This window comes from Brevundimonas intermedia (genome assembly GCF_027922165.1).
GTDB classification, from domain to species: Bacteria; Pseudomonadota; Alphaproteobacteria; order Caulobacterales; family Caulobacteraceae; genus Brevundimonas; species Brevundimonas intermedia.
The window spans coordinates 16,311-32,021 of record NZ_BSFD01000004.1; the positions used below are offsets into that span (position 1 = coordinate 16,311).

14 protein-coding genes are annotated in these 15,711 nt (G+C 65.2%); 5 read left to right on the plus strand and 9 right to left on the minus strand.

The annotated features are described in order from the left end of the window. Nucleotides 1–243 precede the first annotated feature (243 nt). The 6 genes from PKE72_RS08260 to PKE72_RS08285 all read right to left on the minus strand — a co-directional run bounded on the left by PKE72_RS08260 (nucleotide 244) and on the right by PKE72_RS08285 (nucleotide 8,499). A complete protein-coding gene (locus PKE72_RS08260) occupies nucleotides 244–2,619 on the minus strand; it encodes a S8 family peptidase (protein WP_271164904.1) in 2,376 nt (791 codons plus the stop codon). 19 nt (nucleotides 2,620–2,638) lie between these two features. Then, nucleotides 2,639–3,691, minus strand: a complete 1,053-nt coding sequence (locus PKE72_RS08265) for an AAA family ATPase (RefSeq protein WP_271164905.1) — start codon at nucleotides 3,689–3,691, stop codon at nucleotides 2,639–2,641. 449 nt (nucleotides 3,692–4,140) lie between these two features. Next, nucleotides 4,141–7,056, minus strand: coding sequence for a DNA polymerase I (gene polA, locus PKE72_RS08270; RefSeq protein WP_271164906.1), 2,916 nt, complete (start codon nucleotides 7,054–7,056; stop codon nucleotides 4,141–4,143). A gap of 38 nt (nucleotides 7,057–7,094) precedes the next feature. Continuing rightward, nucleotides 7,095–7,730, minus strand: a complete 636-nt coding sequence (locus PKE72_RS08275) for a DUF6655 family protein (protein WP_271164907.1) — start codon at nucleotides 7,728–7,730, stop codon at nucleotides 7,095–7,097. 1 nt (nucleotide 7,731) lies between these two features. Next, nucleotides 7,732–8,172, minus strand: coding sequence for a VOC family protein (locus tag PKE72_RS08280; RefSeq protein WP_271164908.1), 441 nt, complete (start codon nucleotides 8,170–8,172; stop codon nucleotides 7,732–7,734). Between the two features lie 87 nt (nucleotides 8,173–8,259). Next, the gene (locus PKE72_RS08285) at nucleotides 8,260–8,499 is read right to left on the minus strand and encodes a zinc-finger domain-containing protein (RefSeq protein WP_271164909.1); all 240 of its coding nucleotides are present in this window, start codon (nucleotides 8,497–8,499) and stop codon (nucleotides 8,260–8,262) included. A gap of 107 nt (nucleotides 8,500–8,606) precedes the next feature. Here PKE72_RS08285 and PKE72_RS08290 point away from each other — a divergent pair, with 107 nt between their 5' ends. Then, nucleotides 8,607–9,581: an ABC transporter ATP-binding protein gene (locus PKE72_RS08290; protein WP_271164910.1), complete on the plus strand. Its 975-nt coding sequence runs from the start codon at nucleotides 8,607–8,609 to the stop codon at nucleotides 9,579–9,581. Here the strand turns inward: PKE72_RS08290 and PKE72_RS08295 are convergent. From PKE72_RS08295 to PKE72_RS08305, 3 genes are all read right to left on the minus strand, one after another. Continuing rightward, nucleotides 9,578–10,459: an alpha/beta fold hydrolase gene (locus PKE72_RS08295; protein WP_271164911.1), complete on the minus strand. Its 882-nt coding sequence runs from the start codon at nucleotides 10,457–10,459 to the stop codon at nucleotides 9,578–9,580. The two genes, PKE72_RS08290 and PKE72_RS08295, sit on opposite strands and share 4 nt — an antisense overlap. A 62-nt stretch (nucleotides 10,460–10,521) precedes the next feature. Continuing rightward, the gene (locus PKE72_RS08300) at nucleotides 10,522–11,031 is read right to left on the minus strand and encodes a D-glycero-alpha-D-manno-heptose-1,7-bisphosphate 7-phosphatase (protein ID WP_271164912.1); all 510 of its coding nucleotides are present in this window, start codon (nucleotides 11,029–11,031) and stop codon (nucleotides 10,522–10,524) included. Beyond that, a complete protein-coding gene (locus PKE72_RS08305) occupies nucleotides 11,028–12,116 on the minus strand; it encodes an AGE family epimerase/isomerase (RefSeq protein WP_271164913.1) in 1,089 nt (362 codons plus the stop codon). The genes PKE72_RS08300 and PKE72_RS08305 overlap by 4 nt, the downstream gene beginning before the upstream one ends. Before the next feature lie 175 nt (nucleotides 12,117–12,291). Between PKE72_RS08305 and PKE72_RS08310 the strand changes: the two genes are divergently transcribed. Genes PKE72_RS08310 through PKE72_RS08325 form a run of 4 tightly spaced genes read left to right on the plus strand, consistent with a single transcriptional unit; the run spans nucleotide 12,292 to nucleotide 15,701 of the window. Continuing rightward, nucleotides 12,292–13,455 carry a DegT/DnrJ/EryC1/StrS family aminotransferase gene (locus PKE72_RS08310; RefSeq protein WP_271164914.1) on the plus strand — a complete coding sequence of 388 codons (1,164 nt, stop codon included), beginning with the start codon at nucleotides 12,292–12,294 and terminating at the stop codon, nucleotides 13,453–13,455. 5 nt (nucleotides 13,456–13,460) lie between these two features. Next, nucleotides 13,461–14,393, plus strand: a complete 933-nt coding sequence (locus PKE72_RS08315; RefSeq protein WP_271164915.1) for a Gfo/Idh/MocA family protein — start codon at nucleotides 13,461–13,463, stop codon at nucleotides 14,391–14,393. 47 nt (nucleotides 14,394–14,440) lie between these two features. Continuing rightward, nucleotides 14,441–14,950, plus strand: coding sequence for a hypothetical protein (locus PKE72_RS08320; RefSeq protein WP_271164916.1), 510 nt, complete (start codon nucleotides 14,441–14,443; stop codon nucleotides 14,948–14,950). 58 nt (nucleotides 14,951–15,008) lie between these two features. After that, entirely contained in the window at nucleotides 15,009–15,701 is a 693-nt protein-coding gene (locus tag PKE72_RS08325; RefSeq protein WP_271164917.1) for a DUF2459 domain-containing protein, read from the plus strand. Nucleotides 15,702–15,711: the final 10 nt, after the last annotated feature.

Sequence of the window (15,711 nt, forward strand, 5' to 3'; positions counted from 1 at the left end):
GAGGGTTGTTCGGGAGGGGATTTGTTCGCAGAAATAGGCGCGCACGTTGCGTCTAGCGCCCCTAATCGCGGGGTACGGCACGTCTGCTAAGCGCCAGAAGGCGACATTGGAACGCGGCCCAAAAGTGGACGTCCTATTTTGCTTTAGACCTCATCCGACCAGAGACCCGTTGGGCGATTGCTCGCTCCTAAGGGGGCGGCATCAGGCCCCAAGAGACGCCTCACCGGGGTATACCTAAATAGGTCAGACCGTCACGCGCGCTGGCACTCGAGGCTGAACGGCAAGGCGGGATCGGACGGCGTCGTAAACCTCGATTTCGCCATCAGACTCAATTGTAACAGCAAGCCCGAAAGGAACAGCATCCGGCAGATCATCGGCATTGTCAGGGCGACGGGAAACAACGATCGGGACGGCGGCATTTTCCACCAGCGCTCGCGCAGTCGCGCCCTCCCAACACCGATGGAAGGTCGTCCCACGCGCTGCGGCAACTTTTGCGGTCTGACCAGACTGAGGGGTCACGCCGATTAGAGGGTTGAGGTCGGGCTCTTCGATCTGCAGCCGCACGGCCTTGTATGTTCTTCGACCGATGTCGATTGGTGTGAACCAAGCCAGAGTCGCCGTAACTCGCCTAACTGTCCGATTTCCGAATAGGGCAGCCGGGATAGGAAGCACGAAGGAACGTCCCTCATCGACGCCGAGCGTGCCATGCCCCCATAGCGTTGCACGCGAGGCCAAACACGCCGTCGCTTCTGACCAATCAGGGAAACCATAACCGAATAGCCTGCGGACGTTCGCGCTTCGTCTTTGATGTAGGCGGGCATCTGCGGGGCCGAAGACCTGATGGATCAACTCGCGCGACTCCGGCGGAACTGTCGCGCGATGGACCAAGAGCGCCTTAAGTATCAGCGCCTGCCGAGCGCGATGCAGGTTCGTGAAGACCTCTCCGTATGCATCGACGAGGGCATCGTAGATCTGGTGGGAGGCTCGAGCCGTCAGAGCCGTCGCGCCACTCGTGAAGCCTGACCATGCCGACATCTCTGGCTCTGAACCCGCGACCTTCAAGCCGCCTAATGAGTTTGCGTTCGAGTATCGCAAGACGGTTGGACTATCGATTGGGCTCGACCTTCCTCGTAACCGCCCACCAGGCGCCAGCAGATCTGGCTTCACGGCGTTCCGAAATCCTGGGCCGTGCCGACTTGCCGGCGAAGGAAATCGCCCGCTAGGCAAAGCGTCGTGACTGTTCGCAACTGTCTCGGCGATTTCGAGAGCATCATGGTGCGCCGCGCCCACCGTGAGGGCGTTCGTGGCTTCAGCTGGAGAAATAATGCGACGATGCGGCAAGGCGTCCCGCATCGCGGCCAGACTGGTGCTTGTGCGAGCATCGCCGACGAGCGCTCGGAAATGGTCTTCGCTCTCAACGTCCGGAAAATGGAGGTCACGGACGTTTCCAGCGCTAACCAAGAACAAGACCCCATACTCAAAAGATAGCCAATCAATGGCTCGTGCCCAAGGCGACATTCGTCCGGCGAAGGGGCGGGTCGCATCCCCCATTGATATGCTGACCACGAGAACACTTGGCGCAGCGGCGACCTCTGGCGGTCTAGCCACAAACATCTCCCGCACCGCGCGGACGACATCGTCCACGACCAATCGGTCATCAGGGAAGCGCTCATCGTCATGTTCAACGGAGGCATACATGACTGGCCTGAAGAAGATCGGGCGTTCGAGCGGCGGCTCGCCTGCTTGGAGATCTCCCCAAATCACCAGCGACGACATTGCCGTCCCGTGCTCCCGACGCCCCACAGACATGGCGGACAGATCGTCAGGATCGAAGACAGTCAGGCGCCCTCGCAACAATGGGTGGTTTGAGAGTGGGACTGCATCGAGAATGGCGACGATGGGCTCCCCGCGCGGATCGGGCGCAACTCTCGCATCCGGATCGGCATCGGACACATGAAGGTTATCGGCGAAACTCTGTGGCCTGATGGCAAACACGTCAGGCTGTTCAGCCAAGCTGCCCGCTTCCCTCAGAGCCACGGAACGGACAGCTGGCGCGGGTAACCGAGCTAGTATCGCCTCATATCCGATCTCGGGAATTGACGCGGTCCTGACGACCTGGCCTCCCAATCCCTGCACAATCGCACCGACCGTTTGCGCCGTCGTGTTGCGCGCAGCAGCAGATCCCCGACTTACGAGCTCGATTTCGATGCGTATATCCTCTCCGTCGATCAGATCGAGGAGAAGAGCCGCAGCTTCGTCCGTCACACGGTCCCTTGGTCCCCACCGGCGCAGGTCATGGAGACATCTAAAAACGGACGCCCAAGAGGCATGGTTCGGTCCAAGAGGGCGATCTGCCTTGTGCAGGTCCCACAGACGTAGGATTTCGTGCAGCGCCTGCGCGTCTGGGACCGTTAGGTATAGAGCACCGTTCGCTTCGTCTTCATCCGGATCATCGAACTCACCTTCCTCCTCGCTCAGAAGCTGGAGGCCCGGAACCTGCCGGAGTGCTCTCGAGAAATCAGCAGTCGTGCCTGTCAGCTCGAAAACGATGATTGTTTCAGGTGCCAAAGCAGCAGGGTCGTCTCGCAAAGACAGGCCGTTTTGCTCTCTCGCGAGCACGTTCCGCAGGCGGTCGAACTTAGGGCCGACTCGAGCGTCCTGATTTGCTGGCTGAGCCGGTTGAGGAGGAGGAACGAACGCTGGTGCCCCCCTTCTTCTTTCCGCCATCTGTGGCGGGTCGAACGTCAGTAGTGGCTTCGACGGATCGCTCGCCATCACCAGGAACCCTCATGCGGGAAGCCCACACTCGGGACCGCTCTCGGATTGCATCGTTCAACGAAATCCCGCCGTCGGCAAGGATTAAGCGTCGCCTTATTTCGCGAACAAAGTCACCGGCTTCTGCAAAGCTGGACAACGCTAGTTTTGCAACCGCTGCGACAGCGTCACGAGACAGCACTCCCTCTGTAGCGAGGGCGTTCTTCACGTAGTCCAGCACCATTGGCTGTGAGGGCCTCGCCATGGAGAGACGCATCTCGAACCGTCGCCACGCGGCCCGGTCTAACAGTTCCTCATGGTTGGTAGCCGCTATGAGGACCACGTATGTCGGCAAAGCGTCGATTTGCAGCAGCAGGCTAGAAACTACTCTCTTGATCTCCCCGGTCTCATGAACGTCCCCGCGTTCCTTTCCGAGAGCATCGAACTCATCGAACAAGATTACGCAGGGCGTCGTGCGGACGTAGTCGAACAGTCTTTTGAGACGCTGATTTGTCTCGCCGAGGTAGCTGCCTATGAGAGCATCATAACGGACCACAAAGAACGGGACCGAAAGAGCCTCAGCGATAGCTTCCGCCAGCGAGGTCTTCCCGTTGCCTGGTGGCCCAGCCAACAAGATCCGGTGGCGGGGCTGCACCCCGTATGATCTCAGCAAATCGCCTCGGTGGTGTTCAGTGACCAGCTCCTCGACTTGCTGGCGGACTGACGCATCGAGCACTAAGTCATTTAGGGTGCGTCGCGGCTGGCTCTCGAGAATGAAGTCTCGGCCAGAGGCTATCGAAGGAGACGGCGACGCAAACGAAGCAGCTGAAGCTGGGGCGGCTAGGCTAGCTGACAACGCCTTTGACAACCTATCGGCGTATACGTCGTGGCGCTTCGACCTTTCCTCCGCAATCATGGCCTCAACAGTGCTCTTCATTAGAGCCTTGTCGCTACCAGCTGCTGCTCGAACGAGGGATATGATCAGGTCAGCTCGTGCCATCGCTTCGGAAACAGCCGAACCTTTCTGGAGTATGATGCTTCATCCTATCCAGCTATCGGCACGACGCAAAGATGACGATGTCATTTTTGGCCCAACTAACCGCATGCCGAGATTGGCCCGACCTCGCTCCAGGTCGTCCAAGCAGTTTACAGAACGTTGGGTGCTACTTGGCGCAGCTGCCCCGGCTTGAAATCAGTTTACAGTTAAGCGGTTGAAATCCAGTCGCTCGAACCAGCTTGGGAAGCTGGTTATCTTCGTGTTCCAGTGACGAGGTCATCGGCCAAAAGCAGACCTTCCCAACAGCCGCATAGAGTCACTTCCCGCCTTTCAAGACGCACCACCCCAACCGCCGAGCCTCGGGTCAAATCCCCGCGGCGGGTTCGCCGCTAGTGCGCGGCGTCCCAGTTGGGGGCGGCGCGGGCGTCGACGACCAGGGGGACGGTCAGGGCGACGGCGGGGTCTGAGGCGGTTTCCATGACGCGTTTGATGACGGTGATGGCGCGGTCGGCCTCGGCCTCGGGGGTTTCGAAGACCAGTTCATCGTGGACCTGCAGCAGCATGCGGGTTTTCAGCCCGGCCTCGGCCAGGGCTGTGGGCATGCGGATCATGGCGCGGCGGATGATGTCGGCGGCGGCGCCCTGGATCGGGGCGTTGATGGCGGCGCGCTCGCCGAACTGGCGTTCGGCGCCTGATTTCGAGTGGATGGCGGGGATGTGGATGCGGCGGCCGAAGACGGTGGAGACGAAGCCGGCCTGGCGGACCTCGGCCTTGGTCTTGTCCATATAGGTTCGGATGCCGGGGAAGCGGTCGAAATAGGTCTTGATATAGGCGCCGGCCTCGCCCTGATCGATGCCCAGCTGGGCGGCTAAACCAAAGGCGCTGATGCCGTAGACGATGCCGAAATTGATGGCCTTGGCGCGGCGGCGGGTCTCGGACGGCATGCCCTCGACGGGGACGCCGAACATTTCGCTGGCGGTGGCGGCGTGGATGTCGAGCCCGGCCTTGAAGGCGCGTTTCAGCTCGGGGATGTCGCCGATATGGGCCAGGAGGCGCAGTTCGATCTGGCTGTAGTCGGCGCTGATCAGCAGATGGCCGGGGGCGGCGATGAAGGCCTGGCGGATTTCGCGGCCGGTCTCGGTGCGGATCGGGATGTTCTGGAGGTTGGGGTCCGAGCTGGCCAGGCGGCCGGTCGAGGCGGCGGCCAGTTGGTAGCTGGTGTGGACGCGGTCGGTGGCGGGGTCGGCGGCGGCGGTCAGGGCGTCGGTATAGGTGCCCTTCAGTTTGGACAGCTGGCGCCAGTCCAGCAGGACGCGGGGCAGGGCGTGGGTGTGGGCCAGGTCTTCCAGCACGCTGGCGTCGGTGCCCCATTGGCCGGACGCGGTCTTCTTGCCGCCGGGCAGGTTCAGCTCGCCGAACAGGATTTCGCCGATCTGGCGGGGGGAGCCGATGTTGAAGGGGCGGCCGGCGATCTCGTGGGCCTGGGCCTCCAGCTCGGCCATGCGCAGGCCGAACTCGCTGGACAGGCGTTTGAGGCGGTCGGGGTCGATGCGGACGCCGGCGGTCTCCATCTCGGCCAGGACGGCGGGCAGGGGGCGTTCCAGGGTCTCATAGACGGTGGACAGGCCCTCGCGCGCCAGCCGGGGCTTGAGGAGGCGCCACAGACGCAGGGTGACGTCGGCGTCTTCGGCGGCGTACTGGGTGGCGGGTTTCAGGGCGACGTGTTTGAACGACTTCTGGCTCTTGCCCGTTCCGGCCACGCTCTTGAACGGGACGGGGTCGTGCCCCAGATGAAGGCGCGCCAGCTCGTCCATCCCGTGCCCGTGGAGCCCGCCCTCCAGCACATAGGAGATCAGCATGGTGTCGTCATAGGGGGCCACGCGGATCCCCCGCCGCGCCATGACCGCCAGATCGTATTTCGCGTTCTGCAAAACCTTCAGAACCGACGGGTTTTCTAATAAAAATTTGAGCTTCGCCAAGGCCTTGGCCTTGTCCAGCTGCTGGATCGGCTCGCGCGCCTCCCCCGGCTCCCCGAACAGCCCCCCCTCGCCCGCCTGCGGCTCATGCTCATGCGTCAGCGGGACGTAACAGGCCTCATTCGGCCCCACCGCGAGCGACACCCCGCACAGCCCCGCATGCGTCGCCGACAGCGACGAGGTTTCTGTATCGAAGCCGACAGTCCCCGCCTCGATCGCCCTAGCGATCCAGCGATCCAGCGCCTCTTCGGTCTGGACGCACTCGTAGGCCTCGAGGTCGAAGCTCTGGGCCTCGGCCGGGCCTTCCACCACCTGGCCGTAGCGAGGCGTGGCGACGGGGGCGTTCAGGTTCGGCGCGCGCTTGGGGGCGAAGGCCGAGATCTCGCTGGGGCCCGCCTTGCCGTCGCCGACGCGGCGCTGCAGCGACCGGAACTCCATCTTGTCGAGGAAGGCCGACAAGGTCTCGGGATCGGGATCACGCACGGCGAAATCGTCGATCAACTCGGCCGCCGGGGCGTCGCAGGTCAGGCGGACGAGCTCGCGCGAAAGGCGGATCTGGTCCGCGAAATTGATCAGGGTCTCGCGGCGTTTGGGCTGTTTGATCTCGCCGGCCCGGGCAAGCAGGGTGTCGAGATCGCCGTATTCGTCCAGCAACTGCGCCGCCGTCTTGGGACCAATGCCGGGGGCGCCCGGCACATTGTCGACGCTGTCGCCGATCAGGGCTTGAAGATCGACCATCTTCTCCGGGCCAACGCCGAACTTCTCGAACACCTCGGGCTCAGCCAGACGCCGGTCCTTCATGGGGTCCCACATGACCACGCCGCCGCCGATCAGCTGCATTAGGTCCTTGTCGGAACTGACGATCACCGCTTCGCCGCCGGCGTCGCGCGCCTTGCAGGCATAGGTGGCGATCAGGTCGTCGGCCTCATAGCCGGACAGTTCGACGCAATGGACGCCGAAGGCGGCGGTCGCCTCGCGCACCAGAGGGAATTGCGGAACCAGGTCTTCCGGCGCCGGCGGACGATGCGCCTTGTACTGGTCGTACAGGGTGTTGCGGAAGGTCTTGTCCGAATGGTCGAAGATGGCGACCAGATGGGTCGGACCGTCGGCGCCCTTCATGTCCTTCAGCAGCTTCCACAACATGTTGCAGTAGCCCTGGACCGCGCCGACCGGCAGGCCGTCGGACTTTCGCGTTAGCGGCGGCAGGGCGTGATAGGCGCGGAAGATGTAGGCCGAAGCGTCGATCATCCACAGCCGAATGGCTGAGCCGTCCTGGGTAAGGGGACGATCCTGTTCTGGGGCGGTCTCGGAAGCGGCGGCGTCGGTCATGGCCGGAACATAGGCGGCCGAGCCCGCCGCGTCAGCCGTTAGAATTCGGTCCAGCTGGATCCCGGATTGCGCTGGCCGGGTTGCGCCTGCTGCTGCCCCCAAGTGACGATCATCATAAGCTTGTGGCTACGTATCCGATATTGTCCGATCATCGGCAGAACGGCGCCCAGGGGCGCGCCGGTCTTGGTCTCGTAAAGAAAGCCGGAAAATTCGGCGACGCCGACGCGGTCGCGGTTGCTGTAGATCGACAGTTCCGGCACCGAGACGACATTGAAGGTCTCGTTGATCGGAATGCGCATTTCCGGAATGCCGAAGACGCGACGCATCTGCTCAAGCGACAAGGCGCCCGTGCGGATTTCGAACACCGCGTCAGCGTCGTCCCGATTGCGGGTGAGTCGATAGCCGGCGTCGGACAAGGCGCCCCGGATCGCGCTGATGGCGTAGCGCGAATTATCGCTCTGGAAATAGGTCTCATCGACGAAGATGGAAGCCGCCGTCGGCAAGGGAAGAGACAGGCCTTCGACCGCCCTGTCCGCCGCACGTGCAAGCAACAGCTGTTCGGTCGCCGTACGGCCGATATTTGATTCTGTCGTGGAGGCGCAGCCGCAGACCGACAACGCTGCGGCGATAAGGCCAAGGAGGCAGCTCAGACGAATAGAACCCGGCAGCGCCATATCACCAGCTTCCCGTATTGGGCATGGAGGCCCAGGGCTCAGCCGGCGCCAGGGGCGCGCCTTCCTGCAGCAGCTCGATCGAAATCCCGTCCGGCGACCGGACAAAGGCCATATTGCCGTCGCGCGGGGGCCGATTGATCACCACGCCGCCATCCATCAGCGTCTGGCAGGCGGCGTAGATGTCGTCGACCTTGTAGGCCAGGTGGCCGAAGTTGCGGCCACCCTGATAGGCTTCAGGATCCCAGTTGAAGGTCAGTTCGACCTCGGGGCAACGCTCCGCCGCCGACTGTTCCAGGTTCTTGGGCGCGGCCAGGAAGACCAGCGTGAACCGCCCGGCCTCGTTGTCCACACGGCGCACCTCCTGCAGACCCAGCAGGTCGCAATAGAAGTGGAGAGAGGCGTCGAGATCCTGAACCCGGACCATGGTGTGCAGATAGCGCAAGAGTGTCTGTCTCCGTCCGGGGAGTGGCGGGTCAGCGCCTTCTATAGCCGCCTGACGTCCAAACCGCGACTCGGCTTGGCCGCAGATTCAGTGGGCCTCAGGCGCGCGGGCTGCGGGGCTCAGATATTCGCTCTCGTCATGCGGATGGGCCGACAGGACGAAACGACGGTCGCAATAGCCGCATTCGATGAAGTCGTCCTCGCCCATATCCATATAGACCAGCGGATGGCCCAGGGCGCCGCCGCCGCCGTCGCAGGCGACGCGTTTGGTCGAGACAATGACCTCTTCGGGCGGAGGAATGATCGCGTCGGGATGGCGGGGCGGCATTGTTCAACTCGTGGACTTGGCGAGGAGGCGTCGGGCGCATACCTATGCGGCCCGTCCGGCGGCGTCAAACCGCCGCTCGACCCGATGTCTCGACCAAAGCGCCCCAAATGACCGATGCGACGATCCTGCCTGACAACGCCATCGAGGTGCGCGGGCTGAAGAAGACCTATGCCGGGTCCAAGAAGGCTGCGCCCAAGACGGCCCTGCGCGGGGTCGATCTGGTCATTCCGCGCGGTTCGGTGTTCGGGCTCCTGGGCCCCAACGGCGCCGGAAAATCGACCCTGATCAACATCCTGGCCGGCGTGGTCAAGAAGTCGGAAGGCACGGTGACCATCTGGGGCCGCGACATCGACAAGGAGCCGCGCGACGCCGCCGCCGCCTTGGGCGTCGTGCCGCAAGAGATCGTCGCCGACGTCTTCTTCACCCCGCGCGAGTCGCTGGAGGTCCAGGCCGGCTTTTATGGCGTGCCGAAGAACGAGCGTCGCTCGGACGAACTGCTGGCGGCCCTGGGCCTGTCGGACAAGGCCAACGCCTATGTCCGCGCCCTTTCCGGCGGCATGAAGCGCCGCCTGATGGTGGCCAAGGCCCTGGTCCATAATCCGCCCATCCTGATCCTCGACGAGCCGACGGCGGGGGTGGACGTCGAACTGCGTCGCCAGCTGTGGGCCTATGTCCGCCAGATCAATGCGGAGGGCGTGACCATCGTCCTGACCACCCACTATCTGGAAGAGGCGCAGGAGCTCTGCGACACCATCGCCATCGTCAACCGGGGCCAGGTGGTGGCCTGCGAGCCGACGCCGCAACTGCTGCGCCGCCTGGACAGCCGCAATGTGGTCGTCACGCCCGACGTCCCGCTGGACACCGCGCCCGCCCTGCCCGGCTTCGTCGTCACCGCCCGTCCGAACGGCGCCTTCGCCGTGGCCTACAAGAAGGGGCAGTCGTCGGTCGAACAGGTCATTGCCGCCGTCCGCAAGGCCGGGATCACCATCGCAGACATCACCACCGAGGACCCGGACCTGGAGGACGTCTTCCTGGCCTTGACCTATGGGGACGCGAACCAGATCGATCCGACCAAGGATTAATCGAGGTCCGCCAGGAATTCGAAGATCGCAGCCTTGGCCTCGGGCTCGTCCAGCATGGGGGCGTGACCGACGCCTGGCACCTCGACATAGGCCATGGCCGGCGCGGCCTTACGCATCTTTTCGGCGATGGCGGCGCTCAACAGATCAGACACCCCTCCCCGCACCAGCAGGGTCGGCTTGGTTTTCGCCAGCCGCCGGAACATAGGCCACAGATTGGGAACCAGGGCCTTGGCCCCCGCCGCCCGGATCGGCACAGAAATGTCCGGATCATAGTCCAGCCCGATCTCGCCATCCGGCTGCTGGCGGAAGATGCGGCGGGCGAAGGCGTCCCAGTCGGCGTCTGAATAGTCGGGAAAGGCGACGGCGTTGATCCGTTTGGCATAGGCCGCCGCGTCGGCCCAGGAGCCGATCTCGACCGGCTGACCGCTGTAGGCGGCGATGCGCGCCAGACCTTCCGGCGCCACCTCGGGCCCGATGTCGTTCAGGATGGCGGCCACAACGGCCTTAGGCCGCAGCGCCGTCAGGGCCATGGTGATCAGGCCTCCCATCGAGGTGCCGACGAAGACGGCCCGGTCAATGGCCGCCTGCTCCATCAGCGCCAGAACGTCGGCGGCATAGACGTCAGGGCGATAGGTCATCGGATCAGGCGCGTGATCCGACAGGCCGCGGCCGCGCACATCGACCGCCAGCACGCGCCGCCCGCTCTGGGACAGAAGCGGCGCAAGGGCCCCGAAGTCGGCGCTGTTACGGGTCAATCCATGAATGGCGATGACCGGGGGACGGGCGACGCCGGAGCCCGGCGCATAGTCGCGCGCGAACAGGTCCAGCCCGTCCGATGACTTCCAGCGACGTTCGGCATAGGCGGCGACAGGGTTCACGGAGACGCTCCTTCAACCAGGAAGGACCAGACTAATTCACCGCGCAAGGAATTGCGATGGCGTCAGACGCCGATCAGCTCGCGCACGAAGACATCCAGATTGCCGCCCTGGAACAGAAAACCTGACACCCCGGCGCGTTGCGCCGCCTCGATATCGCGCGGCTGGTCGCCGATCATGAAAGATCTGGCCGGGTCGATCTCGTGATCCGCGATGGCCCGTAAAAGCATGCCCGGATTGGGCTTTCGGTCCGGATGGTCGGGATGGCGATAACGCTCATCCTGCGCCTCTGGATGGAAGGGGCAGGCGTAGACCGCATTGATGACCGCCCCCTCCTGCGCCAGCCGTTTGACCAGCAGACCGTTGAAGGCGTGCATCTGATCCTCGCCGAACATGCCGCGCGCCACGCCAGACTGGTTGGTGACGATCACTGTCAGATAACCCAGCAGGTTCAATCGCCGCACCGCCGCGCCCACACCGGCAAGCAGCTTCAGATGCTCGGGCAGGTGGGGATAGCCGGAATCCTCGATCAAGACCCCGTCACGGTCCAGGAAGACAGCGGGCAGGCCGGTCATGCGTCGCGTCTCAGCAACTCGGTGAAGGCGGTCATCAGGTGATAGAGGCTCGAGGCGGGCACCGCCTTGTCGGGCGAAACCCCGTCGGCGTCATAGGAATCGACCCACAGGCCGGGAACAGCGGTGGCCAGATGGGTGTCGAAGGTCGCCGCGATCAGATCGACGGCCTGAGCGTCGCCGAACACCAGGGCCGAACGGATCGCTTCGGTTTGACACCACAGGCGGCGACCGGCGTCGATCGGCGCGCCCTGCGCATCGACTTCTCGAATCATGAAACCGCCCTTCAGTCCCTCGGCGGCGCCGCGACGGTGCAGGGCTTCGGCGGCCTCGGCGGCATCCAACCCAGCGGCCTTGGCCTGACGCAGCAGCCACGACCACTCCTCCAGATGGCCCGGCTCGACGATGTGGCCGGTCTGCGGATCGGGGGCCCAGTCCTCGGTGAAATACTCACGAATGGCGCCGTCGATCAGGAAACGGGTCCGGCACAGGTCCAGCGAGACCCGCGCCGCCGCCTCGAACGCCGGATCGGGCGCCGTCGCCTGCCAGGCCAGCATGGCCTCGAGCAGGTGCATATGCGGGTTCTGGCGTCGCGGAAGACGCGGCGGCAGGGCCTCGTGCCAGCCGCCGTGCGGCGCTGTCATTCGCGCATTAATCTGGGCCAGGGTCTCCAGCGCCAGCGGCCGGGCGCGATCGTCGCCCAGCACCCGGTGCGCCGCCGCCAGGGAGAACGTGACGAAGGCCAGGTCATACAGATCCGGCGTCTCGTCCAGCACGCCGCCGGCGTCATCGGTGGCCGCAACCCACAGACCGTCTTCGCGGCGGCAGGTGGCGATCATGCCGTCCAGGCCGGCCCGCGCGATCGCCCGCCCGGCGTCCCAGCCCAGGTCGGCGGCTTCACAGAAGACATAGATCTGGCGCGCCTGAACCCGCGTGCGGCGACGCGCGCCCGCCACAGGCCGTCCTTCGAAATCCAGCAATTCGAAGAAGCGCCCGTCGGCGTCCACCCCGCGTGCGGCCCACAAGGGAAGGGCATGATCGAACAGCCAGGTCGAGACCCGGTTCTTTGCATCTGAAAGCGTCATCATAGCGCTGGCTTAAGGCGCATCCCGCGCGGCGCCAAGCGGCGACGGTTGCAAAGGGCAACGCGAAGTGACGCCGACCCCGTTTGGCCCTCGCGCCCGATCTTGCTAGGAGGGCGGCCACCCTTGCGGTCCGACCCAGCGGTCCGCCGCCCCGATCTCTGCGTGGAGAGCGCCCCTCATGATCCCCTTCATCGACCTTCAGGCCCAGCGCCTGCGTCTCGCCGGCAAGATCGAGGCGGCTGTTCAGGACGCCGTCGTCGGCGGCGCCTGGGTCATGGGGCCCCAGGTCCGCCAGTTCGAATCCGACCTCGCCGCCTTCGGCCAAGCCCAGCACGCTTTGGGCTGCGCCAACGGCACCGACGCCCTGATCCTGCCGCTGATCGCCTGGGGCATCCGCACCGGAGACGCCGTCTTCTGCCCCAGCTTCACCTTCACCGCGACGGCCGAGGTCGTGCCCTGGCTGGGCGCCTCGCCGGTCTTCGTGGACGTGGACGCGCGCACCTACAACATGGACCCCGTCCGCCTGGAGGCCGCCATCGAGGCGGTCAAGGCCGAGGGGCGCCTGACGCCCAAGGTGGTCATCGCCGTCGATCTGTTCGGACAGCCGGCCGACTATCCCGCCATCCGGGCCATCTGCGACCGCCATGGACTGAAACTGATCTCGGATTCGGCGCAGGGCTTCGGCTGCACCCTGGACGGCCATCATCCGCTGAAGTGGGCCGATGTCACGACGACCAGCTTCTTCCCGGCCAAGCCGCTGGGCTGCTACGGCGACGGCGGTGCGGTGCTGACGAACGACGAGGATCTGGCCCAGGAGATGGACTCCCTGCGCGTCCATGGGAAGGTGGTGGCCAAGGATCTCAAGGCCGGCGCGACCGCCTTCACCCATGATCCGAAATACCTGGCCATGCGCATCGGTATGAACAGCCGGCTGGACACCATCCAGGCCGCCATCCTGATCGAGAAGCTGAAGGTGTTCGGCCAGGAGATCGAATGGCGCAACCGGATCGCCGCCCGCTACAATGAACATCTGGCGCCCCATGTGGGGGCCGTGCCCCACGTCATCGACGGCGGCGTTTCCATCTGGGCCCAGTACACGATCGAGCACGCGGACCGCGACGGCCTGATCACCCACCTCAAGGACCAGGGCGTGCCCACCGCCGTCTATTATCCCGTGCCCATGCACCTGCAGCCGGCCTATGGACGCTTCCCGCACGGCGCCGGAGGCCTGCCTATCACCGAGCGGCTGAAGGACGTGGTCCTCAGCCTGCCGATGCACGCCGACCTGGACGAGGCGACCCAGGACAAGGTCATCGCCGCCGTCGCCAGCTACAAGGGATAAGCCTGATGCCGAACACCCCCGTCCTCAAGTTCGGCGTCGCCGGCGTCGGCGTCATGGGCCGCAACCATGCGCGCGTCGCCTCTGAAATGCGCGAGTTCGACCTGACCACCGTCTTCGACCCCGATAGCGTCGTCGCCGAAGGCGTCGCCTCCGCCTACGAGGCGACCCCGGTCACCACGGCCCAGGCCTTTATCGACGCCGGCCTGAACGCCGCCGTCGTCGCCACGCCGAACCGGTTCCACGCCGAGATCGGCGTCGCACTGCTGGAAAAGGGCGTCCACGTCCTGGTCGAAAAGCCGATCGCCGCCACCGTCGCCGACGCCCAGCGCATGATCGACGCCGCCAAGGCCAACGACCGCGTCCTGATGGTCGGCCAGGTCGAACGGTTCAATCCGGCGGTCGAGACGGTCAAGCGCGCCGTCGCCGACGACGAGATCATCTCCATCCAGGTCACCCGCGTCGGCCCCTTCCCGCCCCGCATGGGCGACGTCGGCGTCGTGATCGACCTGGCGGTCCATGACATCGACATCATCCGCCACCTGACCGGTTCCGAAATCGTCGAAGTCCAGCCGCAACTGGCCCGCACCCGCGCCGAGCGCGAGGACACGGCCCTGCTTCAGTTCCGGCTCGACAATGGGGTGATCGCCCACATCACCACCAACTGGGTCACCCCCTACAAGACCCGGACCCTGCAGGTCGCCACCAAGACCAAGTTCATCGTCGCCGACCTGATCACCCGTCAGGTCACCGAATATTTCGGGCAGCAGCCCGACGGCTCCTATTCGACCCGGATGCTGAACAGCTGGCCGGCCGAACCGCTGAGGAAAGAGCTGGAAGCCTTCGCCCGCGCCATCCAAACCGGCGAAACCCCGGCGGTGACGGGAGAAGACGGGCTGCGCAACCTCGAGGTCGCCCTGCGCTGCCTGGGGGAACACTGATCGGGGCGAGGCCTAAAGTCGCCGCAATGGCCGGGAAAGGAAGAGACATGCGCTCGTCCCTCGCCCCCGTTCTCATTGCCTTGCTGACCGTGTCGGCGGCTGCGCCCGCGCACGCCGACACCCGCTATTTTTCGTACAACGCCACGGACCGGATCACCCAGGCCCTGACCAAGGGGATCACGCTTCAGGTTCGACGCGGCCTGTTCGGGACGATCAGCGTCGAGCGGCTGTTCTCGACCACGGCGCGCGGCTCGGCCGATTTCACGCGCGGGGGACCGGACGCCGCGCGGCGAGTTCTGCCCGAGGGCGCGCGCGAGACGGACCTTTACGGCATCGAACAGGTCGGCGATGGGCGGGGTCTGGCCCGCGCCCTGTGCCCCGGTGCGGATGAGGTCTGGCTGGTGATGAGCCGTATCCGCGCGCCCCGGCCGCTGACGATGCAGGCTGTCGGCCGCTGGAGCGACGGCGCCTACCGCCACTGCGTGACCCTGAGCTACGAGTGGCGCGGCGAATGGCAGACCGCGCCCGTTTCGCCGTTCGAGGACGCCGGGTCCTAGCGCCCGTCAAGCTTGGTCGTTTATCCTCTCGGCTGGAGAGGCGTTCGGAGAGACGGCGATGCGTTGGGCCCTGCCCTTGGCGGCTCTGATCGGGGCGGTTCTGATCGGCGTCGTCGCCGCCCTGTTGACCTGGACCCGGCCGGGCGCGCTCGCCCCGCCGGCCGTCGGCGCGCCGGTTGCGGTCTATCTGCTGGACAACGGCTTCCACACAGATCTGGCCGTACCCCGAGCCGCCCTGGAGCGACGCGGCGGGCCGTTTGGACAGGCCGTCGCGACCCTGGCGCCGGGCGAGTGGATCCTGATCGGCTGGGGTGACGCGACCTTCTACGTCGATCAAAGCCCGATCTCAGACCGGCTGCCCGACGGCGCCCGCGCCTTCTTCAGGCCCGGCAATCCGTCCGTCCTGATGCTGGACCCGGAGGCCCAGGATCCCCGCGACCGCTACACCGCAAACCGCCGCGCGACCCTGAGCCTGACACCCGCCGCCTTCGACCGGATGGCGGGGCGGATCGAGGCCTCGCTGGACCTGTCTCACGGCGCGCCGCGTGTGGCCGCCGCCCGTCCCGGCGACGACGCCCGCTTCTTCGCCGGTCGAGACACCTTCTCGATTCTGCACCTGTGCAACCACTGGACGGCCGGGGTGCTGAACGCCGGCGGGGTGACGGTCCGCCCGGCCCGCTCGATTTTTTCGGCCGAGGTGATGCGGTCCGCCCGAGCGGCGGAACTGGACAGGACGGCTCCACGCGCCTAGACCGCCCGAC

What these genes read in the sequence shown, in the direction of transcription:
- PKE72_RS08290 (WP_271164910.1), top strand. Translation starts at nt 8,607, where the DNA reads ATGACCGATGCGACGATCCTGCCTGACAACGCCATCGAGGTGCGCGGG.
- PKE72_RS08300 (WP_271164912.1), bottom strand. Translation starts at nt 11,031, where the DNA reads ATGACCGGCCTGCCCGCTGTCTTCCTGGACCGTGACGGGGTCTTGATC.
- polA (WP_271164906.1), bottom strand. Translation starts at nt 7,056, where the DNA reads ATGACCGACGCCGCCGCTTCCGAGACCGCCCCAGAACAGGATCGTCCC.
- PKE72_RS08275 (WP_271164907.1), bottom strand. Translation starts at nt 7,730, where the DNA reads ATGGCGCTGCCGGGTTCTATTCGTCTGAGCTGCCTCCTTGGCCTTATC.
- PKE72_RS08325 (WP_271164917.1), top strand. Translation starts at nt 15,009, where the DNA reads ATGCGTTGGGCCCTGCCCTTGGCGGCTCTGATCGGGGCGGTTCTGATC.
- PKE72_RS08265 (WP_271164905.1), bottom strand. Translation starts at nt 3,691, where the DNA reads ATGAAGAGCACTGTTGAGGCCATGATTGCGGAGGAAAGGTCGAAGCGC.
- PKE72_RS08310 (WP_271164914.1), top strand. Translation starts at nt 12,292, where the DNA reads ATGATCCCCTTCATCGACCTTCAGGCCCAGCGCCTGCGTCTCGCCGGC.
- PKE72_RS08315 (WP_271164915.1), top strand. Translation starts at nt 13,461, where the DNA reads ATGCCGAACACCCCCGTCCTCAAGTTCGGCGTCGCCGGCGTCGGCGTC.
- PKE72_RS08305 (WP_271164913.1), bottom strand. Translation starts at nt 12,116, where the DNA reads ATGATGACGCTTTCAGATGCAAAGAACCGGGTCTCGACCTGGCTGTTC.
- PKE72_RS08320 (WP_271164916.1), top strand. Translation starts at nt 14,441, where the DNA reads ATGCGCTCGTCCCTCGCCCCCGTTCTCATTGCCTTGCTGACCGTGTCG.
- PKE72_RS08285 (WP_271164909.1), bottom strand. Translation starts at nt 8,499, where the DNA reads ATGCCGCCCCGCCATCCCGACGCGATCATTCCTCCGCCCGAAGAGGTC.